General features: G+C 72.1%; 15 protein-coding genes. 5 read left to right on the forward strand and 10 right to left on the reverse strand.

The genetic code is table 11. The features are described 5' to 3' along the window. Positions 1–11 precede the first annotated feature (11 nt). The gene (locus ACIHEI_RS05990) at positions 12–545 is read right to left on the reverse strand and encodes a PH domain-containing protein (protein ID WP_396605782.1); all 534 of its coding nucleotides are present in this window, start codon (positions 543–545) and stop codon (positions 12–14) included. Positions 546–793: 248 nt separating this feature from the next. On the opposite strand from ACIHEI_RS05990, the gene ACIHEI_RS05995 reads away from it, so the two are divergent. Then, positions 794–970 (forward strand): alpha/beta fold hydrolase, encoded by a 177-nt coding sequence (locus tag ACIHEI_RS05995; RefSeq protein WP_396605783.1) that lies wholly within the window; start codon positions 794–796, stop codon positions 968–970. 177 nt (positions 971–1,147) lie between these two features. Here the strand turns inward: ACIHEI_RS05995 and ACIHEI_RS06000 are convergent, their stop codons facing one another. The 3 genes from ACIHEI_RS06000 to ACIHEI_RS06010 form a co-directional block, all read right to left on the reverse strand. Further along, the gene (locus ACIHEI_RS06000; RefSeq protein ID WP_396605784.1) at positions 1,148–1,552 is read right to left on the reverse strand and encodes a DUF2267 domain-containing protein; all 405 of its coding nucleotides are present in this window, start codon (positions 1,550–1,552) and stop codon (positions 1,148–1,150) included. Continuing rightward, positions 1,549–1,890, reverse strand: a complete 342-nt coding sequence (locus ACIHEI_RS06005; RefSeq protein ID WP_396605785.1) for an STAS domain-containing protein — start codon at positions 1,888–1,890, stop codon at positions 1,549–1,551. The genes ACIHEI_RS06000 and ACIHEI_RS06005 overlap by 4 nt, the downstream gene beginning before the upstream one ends. A 134-nt stretch (positions 1,891–2,024) precedes the next feature. Then, on the reverse strand, positions 2,025–2,459 hold the full coding sequence (locus ACIHEI_RS06010; protein WP_387636477.1) for an Hsp20/alpha crystallin family protein: 435 nt from the start codon (positions 2,457–2,459) through the stop codon (positions 2,025–2,027). Between the two features lie 109 nt (positions 2,460–2,568). Here ACIHEI_RS06010 and ACIHEI_RS06015 point away from each other — a divergent pair, with 109 nt between their 5' ends. The 3 genes from ACIHEI_RS06015 (at position 2,569) to ACIHEI_RS06025 (ending at position 4,786) form a co-directional block, all read left to right on the forward strand. After that, a complete protein-coding gene (locus tag ACIHEI_RS06015; protein WP_396605786.1) occupies positions 2,569–3,255 on the forward strand; it encodes a type III effector protein in 687 nt (228 codons plus the stop codon). Further along, complete coding sequence (locus ACIHEI_RS06020) at positions 3,230–3,484, forward strand: hypothetical protein (protein WP_396605787.1); 255 nt, start codon at positions 3,230–3,232, stop codon at positions 3,482–3,484. The genes ACIHEI_RS06015 and ACIHEI_RS06020 overlap by 26 nt, the downstream gene beginning before the upstream one ends. A 1,020-nt stretch (positions 3,485–4,504) precedes the next feature. After that, complete coding sequence (locus ACIHEI_RS06025) at positions 4,505–4,786, forward strand: MerR family transcriptional regulator (protein WP_396605872.1); 282 nt, start codon at positions 4,505–4,507, stop codon at positions 4,784–4,786. A gap of 118 nt (positions 4,787–4,904) precedes the next feature. Here the strand turns inward: ACIHEI_RS06025 and pcaB are convergent, their stop codons facing one another. Both pcaB and ACIHEI_RS06035 read right to left on the reverse strand, forming a co-directional pair. After that, complete coding sequence (gene pcaB / locus ACIHEI_RS06030; RefSeq protein WP_396605788.1) at positions 4,905–6,317, reverse strand: 3-carboxy-cis,cis-muconate cycloisomerase; 1,413 nt, start codon at positions 6,315–6,317, stop codon at positions 4,905–4,907. After that, the gene (locus ACIHEI_RS06035; protein ID WP_396605789.1) at positions 6,314–8,233 is read right to left on the reverse strand and encodes an FAD/NAD(P)-binding protein; all 1,920 of its coding nucleotides are present in this window, start codon (positions 8,231–8,233) and stop codon (positions 6,314–6,316) included. The genes pcaB and ACIHEI_RS06035 overlap by 4 nt, the downstream gene beginning before the upstream one ends. A 646-nt stretch (positions 8,234–8,879) precedes the next feature. On the opposite strand from ACIHEI_RS06035, the gene ACIHEI_RS06040 reads away from it, so the two are divergent. Continuing rightward, a complete protein-coding gene (locus ACIHEI_RS06040; RefSeq protein WP_396605790.1) occupies positions 8,880–10,595 on the forward strand; it encodes an APC family permease in 1,716 nt (571 codons plus the stop codon). On the opposite strand, the gene ACIHEI_RS06045 is transcribed toward ACIHEI_RS06040, so the two are convergent. The 4 genes from ACIHEI_RS06045 to ACIHEI_RS06060 all read right to left on the reverse strand — a co-directional run bounded on the left by ACIHEI_RS06045 (position 10,584) and on the right by ACIHEI_RS06060 (position 14,271). After that, on the reverse strand, positions 10,584–12,308 hold the full coding sequence (locus tag ACIHEI_RS06045; protein ID WP_387858794.1) for a hypothetical protein: 1,725 nt from the start codon (positions 12,306–12,308) through the stop codon (positions 10,584–10,586). The two genes, ACIHEI_RS06040 and ACIHEI_RS06045, sit on opposite strands and share 12 nt — an antisense overlap. Further along, positions 12,305–13,330 (reverse strand): hypothetical protein, encoded by a 1,026-nt coding sequence (locus tag ACIHEI_RS06050; protein ID WP_387636495.1) that lies wholly within the window; start codon positions 13,328–13,330, stop codon positions 12,305–12,307. The genes ACIHEI_RS06045 and ACIHEI_RS06050 overlap by 4 nt, the downstream gene beginning before the upstream one ends. Position 13,331: 1 nt before the next feature. Beyond that, positions 13,332–13,661, reverse strand: a complete 330-nt coding sequence (locus ACIHEI_RS06055; RefSeq protein WP_387636498.1) for a hypothetical protein — start codon at positions 13,659–13,661, stop codon at positions 13,332–13,334. Positions 13,662–13,824: 163 nt separating this feature from the next. Beyond that, entirely contained in the window at positions 13,825–14,271 is a 447-nt protein-coding gene (locus tag ACIHEI_RS06060) for a hypothetical protein (protein WP_396605791.1), read from the reverse strand. Between the last annotated feature and the right edge of the window lie 19 nt (positions 14,272–14,290).

Below are 14,290 nucleotides of genomic sequence, written 5' to 3' on the forward strand. Positions count from 1 at the left end.
AGCCGCCCCGGTCATCGGGTCGTGGAGGTCATCCCGTCGGACCCGTGCTGGTGCTCCTGCGCCTCGTCCATGGCCTCGTAGATCTTGTTCTTCAGCCCCTCGGGGTCCGGAACATGCCTCAGCGTCAACATCCCCTGCTCGGAGGCCGACTCGACGTTGAGCGTCCCGCAACGGATGATCCGCTCCCACAGCGAAGCCTCGAACGAGATGTCGTTCACCCGGAGGAGCGGAACGCTGTGACCGGTCTTGGTCAGGAAGCCGCTGCGCAGGTGGAGCCGCTTGGTGGTGAGGATGTAGACCGTGCCACGCCACTTCATCAGCGGGATCAGCCAGTACCGCAGGGAGACGAACAGCGCCGCGGCGAGCACCACGTAGCTTCCCACCCCGCCCCAGCCTTCGCCGCTGGGCAGCAGCCACAGGATCCCGCCCGCCACGACCCAGGTGAGGCACAGCACGACGAACTCGCCGACGAGCTGCGTCCAATGCTGCCGGGTGACGTAAACGAGGTCTTCGTCCTCGGCGAGGTGACGGTCCACAGTAAGCATGATGTGCATCCTGGCACACCACCTCCCGTCCGCCCACGGGCTTACCAATCACCGCCGCTCCAGCACCTCGCCGTCACGGCCTCCACAGACACGAACCCCTCGCCACCCGGGGAACGGGCGAAGGCAACCTCCCCGGCTACGCCCACTACCTGCGCGACCCCGCCCACCTGAGGGCGAGCCTGGCGTGGTTCCGCGCGTTCCCGCAGGACATCCAGGACAACGCACGGTTCCGGCAGACCCCCCTGCCGATGCCGGTGCTCGCCATCGGCGCGTCGGGCAGCCTCGGCCCAGCCGTCGGCGAGCAGGCCAAGGCGTACGCCTCCGACGTCACCGGCGTGACCATCGCAGACTCCGGCCACTGGATCTACGAGGAACACCCCGAGGAACTGACCGCTCTGCTGCTCGACTTCCTCGGACGCCCCTGACCACCTCACCGAGGCGCCCAAGCGCCGATGAACCGTCCGCCACACGTCGGACTGCGGCGAGGTCGCAGCGTTCGTCGCCGGTGAGCTGGGAGCCCAGGAGGGCCAGCACAGCGTCGAGTCATGACCGTGGGCCTTCCAGGGGCCGGCCGCCGGCGGACCGGCGGCGTGAGCGGGTGGTCAGGGGCGTGGCCGTGCGGTGGGGCGGCCGAACAGCAGGTCGTAGCCGGGTGGCAGCTGGAGCAGGATCCGCCTGGTGAGGTCGTCGCCGGCGGCGTCGGCCACCGTGGACAGGACTGCGCCGATGTCCCACGGGGCCGTGGCTTCGGTGGCTCCCTCGATCCAGGCCGCGGTCGCGCGTACGAACCGCTCCGGGCTGAGCGGCTCGGCTGCCTGCAAGGGGTTGAGCAGGATCAGGGCCATGGTCTCCGGCAGGCGGGCGGCCAGTTCCGCGCGCGCGTTGCCGACCAGGTGGGCGCCGAGCAGGGCCAGGACGACCCGGGCGGCCCGCTCGGCCTCCTGCGGGGTGTCGTACTCGCCGCGCTCCCGGACCTCGTCCAGGAACGCTTCCCATCGAAGAGTCACCGCGGTTCTCCCTCCGTTCCAATGTCCGGCGCGACCGTGCCCGCTCGGGGCTCGGCGGCAAAGCGCCGGTGCAGACCGGTGAGCTCGAGCAGCCGGACGACGCGGCGGCCGGCTCCGCGCAGGATCAGGCGGCTGCCGCTGCGGTCGGCCTGGTTGCGGGCCCGGACGAGGGCGCCCAGGCCCGCACAGTCCATGAACGTCACCTCCGACAGATCGAGCACCACCTCCCGGTGCGCCTCGAGCGCGGCGGCCAGAGCACGGCGCAGCGCGGGGGCGGTGTCGAGGTCGATCTCGCCGTCCACCCGCACGATGAAGGGGTGGTTGCTCTGGCCGTTCATGGCGTTGCCACGTCGCTGCGGGTGGGCCGGTCCGGGCGGAAGCGGCCGGCCGTTGGGGGTCGGGGGTGTTCCGGCCGCCCTTGCGATCGAGGGGGGAGAGATCAGGGGGCGGCCGGAACGGCACCGGGGGTTGGTCAGGCCTGGATCTGCTTGCGGTCGCCGCCGTGACTGATCGCGACCTTCCGGGGCTTGGCCTTCTCCGCGACCGGGATCTTCAGGGTCAGCACGCCGGCGTCGTAGTCGGCGGTGATCCCGGCGGGGTCGAGGGTGTCGGAGAGCATGACCTGGCGGGAGAACACTCCGAGCGGGCGCTCGGACAGCTCCCACTTCACGTCCTCGCCCTGGTGACGCGGGCGGCGTTCGGCCTTGACGGTCACCATGTTCCGCTCGACGTCGATGTCGATCGCCTCCGGGTCCACCCCCGGCAGGTCGAAGCAGATCACGTACTCGTCGCCGGCCCGGTAGGCGTCCAGCGGCATCGGTGCCGGACGCGACCAGGTCCCCGTGTTGCCCAGGAACTGCTGGGTCAGACGGTCCAGCTCGCGGAACGGGTCAGTGCGCAACAGCATCGCGAAACACCTCCACTGATCGAATGGGTGCCAGTGCGCTTCACCTGACACCTTTGTAGCGCGTCATCCATCCGATGACAAGTCCACATGTCGCGTATAGAGTGACTTCATGAGTGAGAAGCCCCGCAGACCCGCCGCCGGTCCTCCCCAGCCGGTCGAGCCCGCCTCGTTCCTGGCGGCCGCGGCGGCGCTGGCCGCCATCGACGACGCCGTCCGCACCGCCCAGGACCCCGCGTCCCGGCCCCCGGCCTCCCCTGACGGGCAGGAAGGCCCCGAGCAGGCCCTGGCCGCCCTGATGCTGCTGCGCGAGCTGCGTACCCAGCTCGCCGGGTGGGAAGCCGGCCTGGTGGAGAGCGCCCGGGAGGCCGGCGCCACCTGGGCCGACCTCGCCCGGCCCATGGGCGTCGCCAGCCGCCAGGCCGCAGAGAACCGCTACCTGCGCCTCAAGCCCGCCGGTGGCAAGCCGCAGGCCGCCACCGGTGTGGAACGCGTCAAGGCGGTCCGCGACCGGCGGGCCGCCGACCGGACGGTCACCGCCTGGGCCCGCGACAACGCCGCCGAGCTGCGGGTCCTCGCATCCCGGATCACCATGACCGCACTCGCCCCCGGTGCCCACTCCGCCCAGGCCGCGCTGACCGCCGCCCTCGGCGCCACCGACCCCGCCGACCTCATAGAGCCCCTCACCGCCATCCGCCCCCACCTCGGCACCGATCAGGCCGACCTCGCCACCCGCCTCGACACCCTCACCCACCACACCACCCAGCTCCGCGATGACAGCGACCGACGCCGCGCCTGACCCCCTCGCCACCGCCGCCTCCGAAAGGCGCTGGCAGGACATCCTGGACCGGATCCAAGACCTGGAAGCACGAGTAGCCGCCACCACGAGCACCGTCACCGCCGCCCTCGACCACCACCTCGCCCGGCTCGACGCCCTGCGCCGCCGGCTCGCCCACCCCGACTGGCCGCTGCCCGCCGCCGCCCCGGGCAGCCCCCCGACCACACCGGCGGACAACCGGCCGACCTGACCGGACCGGAAGCCACCGCAGCCGTCCGACCCGGCGCCCGTGCCCCGCCCTCGCCGGTCGCCCCCATCCCCAGCGGCGGCGACCGGCCACTCCCCCACGCGCGGGGCGCAGACTGTCTACCTCGCCGACACGGAAAAATCTGTGCTCGCTGGAGTAGACATTGCCGCGCACCGTGGCTAGTTTTTCTCTCGTAGACGAGGTCGAGCGGTACCCGCCAGACACGAACTGGCGGGCAGCAGTACGCAAGTGCACAGGTCGGCACGGTTGCAGGGTCCTGAAGCCACAGATGGTGCAGTAGGCGACAGGGCCGGCGGCCGGGCCTGGCGGCCCGCAGGTATCAGGGGTCGCAGACCGAGCGGTACCGCAGTTCAGCAGGACGCAGGACACGCCGGGCAGGTGGGCGTGAAGAAGGTGACGCAAAGACGGCGCGGTAGCGGAGTCCCGGAGCCACAGCAGGTGCAGGACGGCGACGGGGCTGGCGACCGGGCCAGGTGGCCCGCAGGTATCAGGGGCCGCCACCGAGCGGTACCGCAGTGCGGTAAGTGCATGACCGGCAAGTGAAGTTGAAGTCGGGCAGTACCGGCAGTCGCAGTACGCGGTATCCCAGTGAAGGCGCCAGGCTGCCGGCGCGCGTGCTGGGAGTCCGGAAGTTGGAAGTACCCGCAGTTCGCAGTAATCGGCCAGTCCAGAGGATGAACGGAGGGCACAGAGCGCCATCAGGATCGCCCGGCCCGTGAAGATCACCCGGGCGGATTCCGAAGACCCCAAGGCAAGGACGGTGGTTTCCGGTCACGCATACGCGATCCCCGCACGCCCCCTCTCTCGGGGCGAGGCGGACATGAGGAAGTCGGCCACAGGCCGACAGATGGTGTAAAACCCTTCGGGGCCCCGGGAGCCGAAAACGCCCCGGGGCCCCTCAACGCGTCCACCGACACAACAAGAAGAGGTGCAGTGACCACGGCAACCGTCCGACCGCATACCCCCGACTCCCTCGACGACGACGACTACCCCGCCTACACCATGGGCCGCGCCGCCGAGATGACCGGCACCACCCCCGGCTTCCTGCGCTCCCTCGGCGAGCAGGGCCTCATCACACCCTTGCGCTCGGAGGGCGGACACCGCCGCTACTCCCGCTACCAGCTACGGATCGCCATGCGCGCCCGCGACCTCGTCGACCAGGGCACCGCCATCGACGCCGCCTGCCGCATCATCATCCTCGAGGACCAACTCGAAGAAGCCCTGCGCATCAACGAGCAACTGCGCTCCTCCCAGCACGGCCAGAAACCCGCCGCCGACACCTGACCCGCCCGCCGGGGCAACGAGACCGGCCCGCGGCGGGCGACAGCCGCGCACCGCAGGCCGCGCCCCCGGGGGGCGAGCCCCCCGTTCCGTCGCACCGGCCGACCGTTGCCCGCCGGGGTCAGAGCCGCAGGGCCCGGTCGACCAGTGGTTCCGCGGCGCCGAGGTAGTCTTCGGGGCGGCACAGCGCCGCGAGCGCCTCCGGAGTGAACACGTCCTTCAGTTCGGGGAGTTCGGCGAGTACCTCGGCGAGTTCCCGGCCCGTGGCCGCGGCGGTCGCGGCGGCCCGGGAGGACAGGGATCGGGCGGCTGCCCGGCCGAGCAGGGGGGCGAGGACGGCGGAGACGCGTTCGGAGACGATCTGGCTGCCGGTCAGTGCGAGGTTGGCCGCCATCCGCTCGGGCCGGACCTGCAGACCCTCGGCGAGTTCCACCGCGGTGTGCGCGGCGCCGCCGGTGAGCCGGAGTGCCTCTCGCAGCAGTTGCCACTCGGCGTGCCAGACGCCGCCGGAGCGTTCGTCCTCGGTGATCAGGCACTGCGTCAGACCGGTGGCGATGACCGGGACCTGGAGTGCGGCACTGCGGATCAGAGTGGAGTGCACCGGGTTCTGCTTGTGCGGCATGGCGGAGGAGGCTCCGCGTCCGGCCACCGGCCGCTCGCCGACCTCGCCGATCTCGGTCCGCGTCAGGACCTGTACGTCGACCGCCATCTTCCCGAGTGCCCCGGCGGTGAACGCGAGCGCGGCGGCCAGGTCGGCGATGGGGGTCCGCAGCGCGTGCCAGGGCAGGACCGGCCGGGCCAGTCCGGTCTCGGCGGCGAAGGCGTCGACCAGGCGGTCGAGGTAGCCGGCCGGGTCGTCGTCGGTGGCGGGGTCGGCGGCGCGGGCGTTCTCCAGGTATCCGGCCAGGGTGCCGGCCGCGCCGCCCAACGAGACCGGCAGACCGGTCTGCTCGACCAGCGCCAGCCGGTGGTCGGCGTCCAGCACCAACTGCCGCCATCCGGCGGCTTTCAGGCCGAAGGTGGTCGGCACGGCCTGGAGGGCGAGGGTGCGTCCCGCCATCGGGGTGGACCGGTGGGCCTCGGCCAGTGCGGCGAGCGCCTCGGCCACCCGGTCCAGGTCCGCCCGGATGATCCGCAGGGCGCGGGCCGCGACCAGCATCGCCCCGGTGTCCAGGATGTCCTGGCTGGTCGAGCCGGAGTGGACGTACTCCGCCGCCCCGGGGTACCGGGCTGCCACCAGCTCGGTCAGGGCCCGGACCAGGCCGACCACCGGGTTGGCGGTCTCCCGGGAGGCCAGTGCGAGCGCCCGTACGTCGAAGTTCTCGACCCGGGCGAGGGCGGTGATGGCCTCGGCCGCCGATGCCGGCACCACTCCGAGTCCGGCCTGGGTCCGGGCCAGCGCCGCTTCGGCGTCCAGCATCGCCTGGAGCCAGGCCCGGTCGCCGACCGCGCCTTCGATCGGGGTGCCGGCCCGGACCGGCGAGAGCAGACCGGTGTCCGCCTCCGCCTCGGATGGCACGGTCTCAAGTGTCACGCGCTGACTCCTGTCCTGTCGGTTTCCTGGTGCCCCACGGGCCGGAGCGAAAGTATGGCGCGTGCGATCGCGTCCGAGTCGCCCAGGGTCACGGAGTCCACCCCGGGGCGGATACCGGCCGCCGTGACCCAGTGGACGCCCTCGGTGGGAACCCCGTAGGCGAACCGGCGCGGGTGCGCCCTCCCGTCGGCGTCGACCACCCGGTACGGGCGGCCGGTCACGTGCAGTCCCCCGGTCTCGTGGCCTCCGGTCTCGTCACCGCCGGCGCCCGACGTCCGGTAGGGAGCGATCCGGCCGCTGTCCAGCAGGTGCCGCAGCAGCGGGTCGGCGGTCCGGCGCACGTCCGGTTCGGGGAGCCTGGCCTCGATCAGCACCGTGGCCAGGACCGGCGGCCCCGACACCCGGCCGGAACGGGCGACGAAGGCCCGGCGGTCGGTGTCGACGCTCACCGTGGTTCCGGGGCCGGTGAGTTCGAGCACGCCCGCCTCGATCAGCGCGATCATCTGCTCGATCCGGGCGGCCGGTGGACCGATCGACAGGAACGCGTTGAGCGGGGTGTACCAGCGCTCCAGGTCCTCGCGGTGCGAGTCGCCGGCCAGGCCGCCGTGGTCCACCGCGAGCCGGATCTCGTTGCGCAGGTCGCGCAGGACATCCAGCGCGGCCTTCAGCGGGCCCCGGAGGTTGCCGGCGCGGGCCTCCCGGAGGTCCTGTGACAGGTACTCCAGCAGCCAGGACCGGAACTCCGCCCGGTCGCCGAACTCCCGGCCCGCGCACGGTCGGGCCAGGCGTTCCCAGTCCCAGTGGTCCGCCCGGTCGATGCCGTACGCGCGCAGGAGTTCGGCCCGCCGCTCCGGCCGTTCGGCGGCCAGGTAGAGCTCGGTGAACGGCCCCCGGTCGGCCGGGCGGTCGCGGACGTCCAGCAGCGCGCCGTAGTACACGCTCTCGACCTCGCGGGCGATCAGCGGCCACAGGTCGCGACGGAAGTCGAGCGGGGCGTCCTGCCGGCGAAGGGCGCTGACGAACTCGACCGAGAGCAGTCTCGGGACGTACCGCCCGTAGGCGCCCTTCTGGTTCTCGCCACGAGCCTGGTACGGCACACCGCGCCGCGAACTCGCGTACAGCACAGGCTCCTTGCCGGAGGCCCGGTACACCAGCCGGCCGCCGCGGCGGGTGAACGTGCCGCCCCGGCCCTCGGTCAGCAGCGCCAGGTGGTCGAAGAAGTTCAGCCCGAGGCCGCGCAGCAGAACGTGTTCTCCCGGCCGGACGGCACTCAGGTCGGCGTCGGCCGGATTGCCCGGCGGCAGGTAGCGCAGCCCCGATCCCGCTGCTGCGTCGGCGAGTTGCTGTTCCTCCGGGCCCAGTACGGCCGGTCCGTGCCCCGTGGCCAGCACCACGGCGTCCAGTGCGTCGACCGTGCCGCCGTCCGCGAGCCGGACCCGCTGAGACCCCTCACCGGTGAGGGCGACCGCCCGGGAGCGGTGCACCCGGACCGTGACATGCCGCGGGGCCCGCTCGACCAGGCGCTGGAACACGGCCCGCAGGTACGCCCCGTAGAAAGCGCGGGTGGGGTAGGAGTCGGGGCCCAGCGAGGCTGCCTCGGCCAGCACCTCGGCCTCGGCCCCGTACGGCGAACGGGCCCACTCGTACAGGCTCGGCCCGGGCTCCACCGGGCCGTCGATCCGTACGCTGTCGTCGGTGAACACGGTGACCTGGGACGCCACGGTGTTCATCAGCAAGTGCCGCGACTGGTCGGTGCGCCAGACCCTGCCCGCCCCCGGCGGGTCGGGGTCGATCAGGTGCACGGTCAGGGGACGCGGGGAGGGGTTGATCCGCTCGTTGGCACAGAGCCGCTCCAGTACGGACAGACCGCGGGGGCCCGCACCGATCAGGGCCACTCGCATGCGAGTCTCCGTCATGACCGCCGTCACCGCGCCCGGCCGGGCAACACGGCACGGCCCGCCCCGGGGGCGGTGCGGCGAGCGCCCCCGGCCCGCGTCCCACCCCGGTGCCCCCGCCGGGTGACGAACATCCCGTCCACGGGGCCGGTGCGATGCGATCCGAGAAGCCCCGACCGGCTTGGTCGGACGTCCGGCTCCGTCGCAACCGTGCAGACGTTCCCCACTGGGCCCCCTCCTGTCCTAGTGCATCTGTTGCGGAGACCTTGCAAGGTACGGGTGGAGAGAGTGTGATTCCGGCCGTGTCCGCCTGGATGATCGGCATCCTGCCCGGCGATCGGCGACGGAGTCAACGGTCTCGCGAACTTCCTGGCCCGAAAGGGCATTTGACCTGCCCAGACGATACTGAGGTCGTTTGCACGCGACCGGCGGGAGCGAAGCCGGCGGCACCTCCTGGACCAGCAGTTGGAGCCACTGCGGCTGACCCGGGCCCGGCCACGGGACAGTGGACGACAGCGAGCCGCCCGGACCCCGGCACCGGCTGCTGACCTGATTTTCATTGCGTAGCAATTTCCTGACGGACCATCACCCGGATCGTCTCGTGTTCTGTAGCCTTTCGATGCTGTGCATGGGGGAGCCAGCACCGTGAACGTCGGGGAGGGCCCAAGTGAGCGTCCACGAGGCGCGGCGCGGCAGCGGACAGGCGGTGCGGATCGAGGACGAGGACGAACAACGCCGGTTGCCTGTCTACCATCTCGTCGGTTTGGCGGCCGGGGGCGTCTTCGGGTCGGGCTGGCTGGTGGGCGCGCAGAAGGCGTACGAGCAGGCCGGTTCCAGCGCCTGGCTGGCTTGGCTGGTCGGCGGCGGGCTGATGCTGGTGGTGGCCTGGGTCATGGTCGAACTGAGCAGTGCCGCGCCCAAGACCGGCGGGCTGATATTCCTGCCCCTGCAGAGCAGTGGACCGCTGGTGGCGACCGTGATCGCCGCCGGGCTGTGGATCTTCTACGCGATCAACTCGGCCAGCGAGGCCCTGGCGATGACCCAGGGCCTGTCCTGGAAGCTCCCCGGGCTGCTCGTCGACCACCGGCTCACCCTCGTGGGCTGGGGGTACACGCTGGCCTTCATGATGCTGATATGTGCGGTCAACCTGATTGCACCGCGGCTCCTGTTCCGCTTCTCCACCGCCCTGACCCTGGCGAAGGTCGCCGTCCCGGTCCTGGCCGTCGTGCTGCTGCTCACCCACGGCGTTCAGCGCGGCATCCTGCCGTCGGCCGCCGATCCCCGCGGGCACGGCGGCAGTGCGGTGCTGGCCGCCGTGGTGAACAGCGGCGTGATCTACGCCTACGTGGGTTTCCAGGCGCCACTCGAACTCGCCGGGAACGTCAAGCGGCGCGGGATCGGCGAGGCGGCCCGGCTGCGCTGGGCGGTCTTCGGGACGATAGTCGGCTCGACCGCCCTGTACATCGCGCTGCAGGTGGTCTTCGGCCGGTACCAGACGCACTGGCAGCCACTGGGGTCCCCCTCGCACCAGGCCGTGGACGGGTCCGAGTCGCCCTTCGTCGACTTCGCGTTCGCCGCCGACCTGAACGTTCTGGGGTGGCTGCTCAGGATCGACGCCGTGGCCTCGCCGTTCGGCGCCGGCCTCGTCTTCGGACAGGCCGTGACCCGCGAGGTCGCCGCGCTCAGCCGGGCCCACCTCACGCACCGGGGCCTGCAGAGCGCCCGCAGGGCCTCGCTGCGGCAGCGTTACGACGTCTACTGGCTGATCCTGCTGGCCGACTTCTTCATCGGGGCGGTCGTGCTGTGGCTGGCCGGCGGGAGCTGGGCCCCGCTGACCGCCGTCACCGGGGTCCTGACGCTGATCATCTACGCCTTCCCCGGGGTGGTCCTGGTCTCGCTGCGGAGCAAGCTGGGCCGGCACTCCTCGCGACGGCGCACCGTCCACGAGGGGCTGGCCCGGGTGAGTTTCACGCTGATCGCGCTGATCCTCTACGGCGCGGGCTGGGCAAGCATGTGGCGCTCCATGGCCTCGCTCGCCGGCGGCAGCGCCCTGCTGCTGATACTCCCCGTCCTCTCGCGCCGACTCCCACTCCTCGGACGGATCTACGACGCCAAGGAGCACGTCACGCTCCTGCGCCACTGGCGCACCAGCGCGGCGGCCCGGGCGGCGATCTGGCTGACCGCCTACCTGGCCGCGCTGATGCTGCTGACGCTGCTGGGCAACTCATCGGTCGGGACGCACCAGGAGTTCGCGGTGGGCGTGCTGGTGGCCGCCCTGGCGCTCGGCGCCTTCGAGATCCTGGTCAGGACCTCGCGCCAGCACGTGGGGCAGGAGGCCCCGCTGCTGCCGGCGCCGACGCCCGCCCCCGACCTACCGAAGTGAGCGGACGACTTCCGCCGCCTCCGGGTCGTAGCCCTTCTCCCGCAGCAACTCGACCGCGTTCTCCCGGGCGTGGGTGTCGGACCAGCGGCCCACCGTGGCGCGCAGCAGGAAGAGCCTGCGGTCCGCCGGCAGCGTGCTGTCGGGCTCGCGCAGCCGGGCGACGACGGCCGCCACGTCCTGGTGGCTGATGCGCTGCTCGTTCTCCAGGCAGCGCTCCAGCAGGTCCCAGCCGTCGCGCCCCGCGTCCCGGGCGTAGAGGCGGACCGCGATCTCCGCAATGACCAGCGCCGACCCCTCGGACCAGCTGCCCGGGTCGGAGGGGTCAGCCAACTCCTTGAGGGCGAGGAAGACAGCGTCCGAACGCCCGTCGACGCGCAGCCTCGTGACGTAGTCGACGAACAGGGCGGGGTCGGCGCCGTCGCCGAGCACGTGCGCGGTGAGCTTGCGCGCGGTCCTGCGCGCCACCCGGTAGCGGTCGCTGGTGCGCTCGACTCGGCCGAGCAGCTCGGCCAGTTCGATCCCCGAGCGGCCCTCGACCTGTTCGGCCGCGGCGATCCACAGCAGTCGCCGGCACTCCGCCTCGGCGTTGAAGTTCGCCAACACCTTGTCCAGGTCGGCCACCCTCGACCGCGGCCGGGGTCCGGTGGCCCCGCCGACCCCGACGGCGACGACGTCGGCGAGGAGGTCCTTGGTGGTCCGGGTGAGGATCTGGGAGCGGTGCCAGGCGATGACGAGCTCGGCGAGCTCGTCGTTGCTGCTCCGGGCCGCGGCGTGCCGGCGGATCTCGTCGCACTTCTCGGGCCGCGTTGTCGCCAACTGGCCGCATATCTCGACGATGTCGTGCCGGGACAACCGGGCGCCGACGTGTTCGACCAGGGTGTCGGGGCTGCCCGTCTCGCTGGCGATCAGCCGGGCGACGATCCGCCTGGTCGCGATCACCTGCTCCGGGTCGGCCAGTTGGGCATCGACCCAGTTCTCCAGGATCTGCTCGGCCGGGCTGAGCTGGTAGAGCGCCCCGACCAGGTCGTGGAACTCGGCCGGGTCGGTGTCCGCCGCCTGCGTCGAACCGTGCCGGTCGATCGTGGACAGGGTCTGCAGGAGCAGCTTGGTGGCCTCCGGGTCGCAGCCCTGTTCGCGCAGCAGGATGTAGAGCAGCGCCTTGTCGAGATTCGTCCGTCCGGAGCTCGGCCGGGTGAAGACGCGCAGCGTCTTGTCCACCGGCCCCTGCGCCCGCCGGCACTCCCGGACGAAGACGGCGACGTCCGGCGCGGTCCGCTGGCAGGCGACGTCGTGCACGATGCCGTCGGTCAGCGGTGTGCCCCGCCCCGCTGCGCCGCGCCCCTCGGCCTCCCACTGCTTGCACGCGAGCTCCGCCGCCTGTTCGGCGCTGCGGCACAGGGCCGCGGTCGCCAGCATGTTGACGGAGTCCCAGTAGTTGAGGCGGTCCCGCGCGGGCAGGGCCGGGCTGGACGCGGGCATCGACGTCGAGGCCGCCGTGAGCAGATCGTCGATGGAGCGACTGACGGCGAACACGTGCAGCAGGCGGATCGCGGTGGCGGGCTGCGCCCCGTCGTCGTTGGCCGTGCCCAGCCGGATGGCCTGCATGCGGCGCACGAAGCTCTCGATCGAGCAGGTGGTCACCCACCCGTAGCCGAGGGCCGAGGGGCGCTCCGGGCCGCCCCCGGCAGCCTCGCCCGGCAGACTGCCGCTCATGTGCGCGGCGCCCGCTCCACCCGGTTCCAGTACCGGGCGAAGGTCTCGGCCTCCTGGAACCGCGTGTTCGCCTTCTCGTCGAGGTGGCGCGCGAGGGACTGACTGGCGTCGTCGGGCCTCCTGCTCAGCGTGCCGACGATGTCCCCGACCATCCGCTCGTCCCCGAACAGCACGTCGAGCAAGTAGTCCTGATCGAGCATCAGATGCCGGATCCAGTCCTCGGCGCTGGCCGGCACCTGGCTCTGATCCCGCAGCCGGCGCTCCATCTGGTTGGTGAACAGCGGGGTGCCGTCCCGGGCGTCGTTGAGCAGCATGCCCGGCGCCTGGTGCGCGCAGCCCTCCATCTCCCGCCGCACCGCCTCGCGCAACAGGCCGATGGTCAGCCGGTCCTTGTGGTCCTTGGTGCCGCCCTGCAGGACGCGCAGCAGGTGTCCGCTGAACGGTGTGCACCGGTCCAGCGGTGCGGGCAGGCTCGAACAGCCCTCGGCGTCGGCGGCCCTGACGTTCCTGACGGCCGTGAAGACGCAGCTGCCCTCGTCCCGCCGGCCCAGCACCCCGGGCAGGACCAGCGCCTCGTCCCCTCCGCTCAGGATCGGCAGCATGTTGGAGTAGCAGCAGTCGGCTATCAGGACCTTCAGCCGCGCCTTGGCCTTGCGCATGGCGCGGTAGAGGTACCAACTGGAGAGCCAGGTCCACGGCTTGTCCTTGTACGAGGACCCCACCGAGAAGTGGACCTGACCGCCCGGCACGTCGCTCCAGTACTGGCCGTGGCCGACGTAGACCACCAGCAGGACGTCCTCGGGCCCGGTCGCGTCCGCGGCCCCCTGCAACGCCCGCATGACGTCGTCCGCGGTCCGCGCCTGCTCGCCGACCAGGACGCGGTAGCTCTCCGGGCCCCACATCGCGTCGCCGGCCAGGGCGTGCCCGTACATCAGGGCGCTCGCGCGGATCGTGGGGTGGCCCGGCAGGCCCGAGTCCTCGGCGTACTCGCCCGGTCCGATCACCAACGCCCGGGAGGCCATCTCAGCCGTCCCGCTCCTGCGCACCCGTCGCCTCGGTGCCGGGCAGGGCCTGCGCGTCGACCGCTGCCTCCGGCCTGTCGAGCCGCTCCTCGCGCCAGCGCTCGACGACCTGTTTCACCCGCTCCAGCACCGCCTCGAAGGCCAGCTCGGTCGTCTTGCTCACCACGGCCACCAGCAGGATCTCCACCAGGCCACCGCTGAGGACCTTGCCCTCGTCGACCGGCTCCTCGCGCCAGCCGAGGCCCGTCTGCGCGGCCAGCTCCTCCAGCAGCCGGGACGCGTCGTCCAGCCCCAGCGGCCCCTTGAGCGACACCGAAATCCTGGTCCCCACGCCCGCCCCCAGCCAGCCGCCAACCCTTGCGCCCAGCGTACCCGGCCCAACGGTCGGACACCCGCGAGTCACCTTCAAAAGGGTCGCCCTGCCCGGAGCGAATCCCACGCCTCCGGCCTGCCGGGTCACCGGCGGCCCGGCCACTCGGGGCGTCCGGACCTGGCTACCTGGCCCGCCAGGCATCACGCGCGGTCTCGACGGCGTCGACGGCGCGCAGCCATCGTCCTTCGATCCCCTCCAGTACGGTCAGCCGGATCCAGGTCCATCGGCACCACCAGGACAGTTGCCGGAACGGGATGAAGGTCAGAGCGTCCCTGATCGCCGTGTCCGCCACCCCTCCGAGTCCTTCCGCTCGCAGCGCCGCGTAGATGCTGGGAGTCAGGCGGCCCGAAGTTCGGGCGAGGTCGCCTGCGGCCACGCAGGCCAGCTGCCGAACCTTGAACCGGTCGGCTCCCAGAGCACGCTCGACCCTCGCCGCGACAGCCTCGAACCCGTCGCTCGCGAAGACCAGCTTGATCACCTCGGTACCGGCGTCGGGGTCGCCCCGATCGAGCGCGGCATCGAGCGCGGCGTCGACCGCGGCAAACCTGGGATCGATCCCGTCCTGCATGGCCGGCGTGCCCTCCCTG

Source organism: Kitasatospora sp. NPDC051984, from assembly GCF_044593455.1.
GTDB lineage: Bacteria > Actinomycetota > Actinomycetes > Streptomycetales > Streptomycetaceae > Kitasatospora.

Coding starts and splice junctions, on each gene's coding strand:
- ACIHEI_RS05990 (WP_396605782.1), bottom strand. CDS start 545: ATGCTTACTGTGGACCGTCACCTCGCCGAGGACGAAGACCTCGTTTAC.
- ACIHEI_RS05995 (WP_396605783.1), top strand. CDS start 794: ATGCCGGTGCTCGCCATCGGCGCGTCGGGCAGCCTCGGCCCAGCCGTC.
- ACIHEI_RS06005 (WP_396605785.1), bottom strand. CDS start 1,890: ATGAACGGCCAGAGCAACCACCCCTTCATCGTGCGGGTGGACGGCGAG.
- ACIHEI_RS06010 (WP_387636477.1), bottom strand. CDS start 2,459: ATGCTGTTGCGCACTGACCCGTTCCGCGAGCTGGACCGTCTGACCCAG.
- ACIHEI_RS06015 (WP_396605786.1), top strand. CDS start 2,569: ATGAGTGAGAAGCCCCGCAGACCCGCCGCCGGTCCTCCCCAGCCGGTC.
- ACIHEI_RS06020 (WP_396605787.1), top strand. CDS start 3,230: ATGACAGCGACCGACGCCGCGCCTGACCCCCTCGCCACCGCCGCCTCC.
- ACIHEI_RS06025 (WP_396605872.1), top strand. CDS start 4,505: ATGGGCCGCGCCGCCGAGATGACCGGCACCACCCCCGGCTTCCTGCGC.
- ACIHEI_RS06035 (WP_396605789.1), bottom strand. CDS start 8,233: ATGACGGAGACTCGCATGCGAGTGGCCCTGATCGGTGCGGGCCCCCGC.
- ACIHEI_RS06045 (WP_387858794.1), bottom strand. CDS start 12,308: ATGAGCGGCAGTCTGCCGGGCGAGGCTGCCGGGGGCGGCCCGGAGCGC.
- ACIHEI_RS06050 (WP_387636495.1), bottom strand. CDS start 13,330: ATGGCCTCCCGGGCGTTGGTGATCGGACCGGGCGAGTACGCCGAGGAC.
- ACIHEI_RS06060 (WP_396605791.1), bottom strand. CDS start 14,271: ATGCAGGACGGGATCGATCCCAGGTTTGCCGCGGTCGACGCCGCGCTC.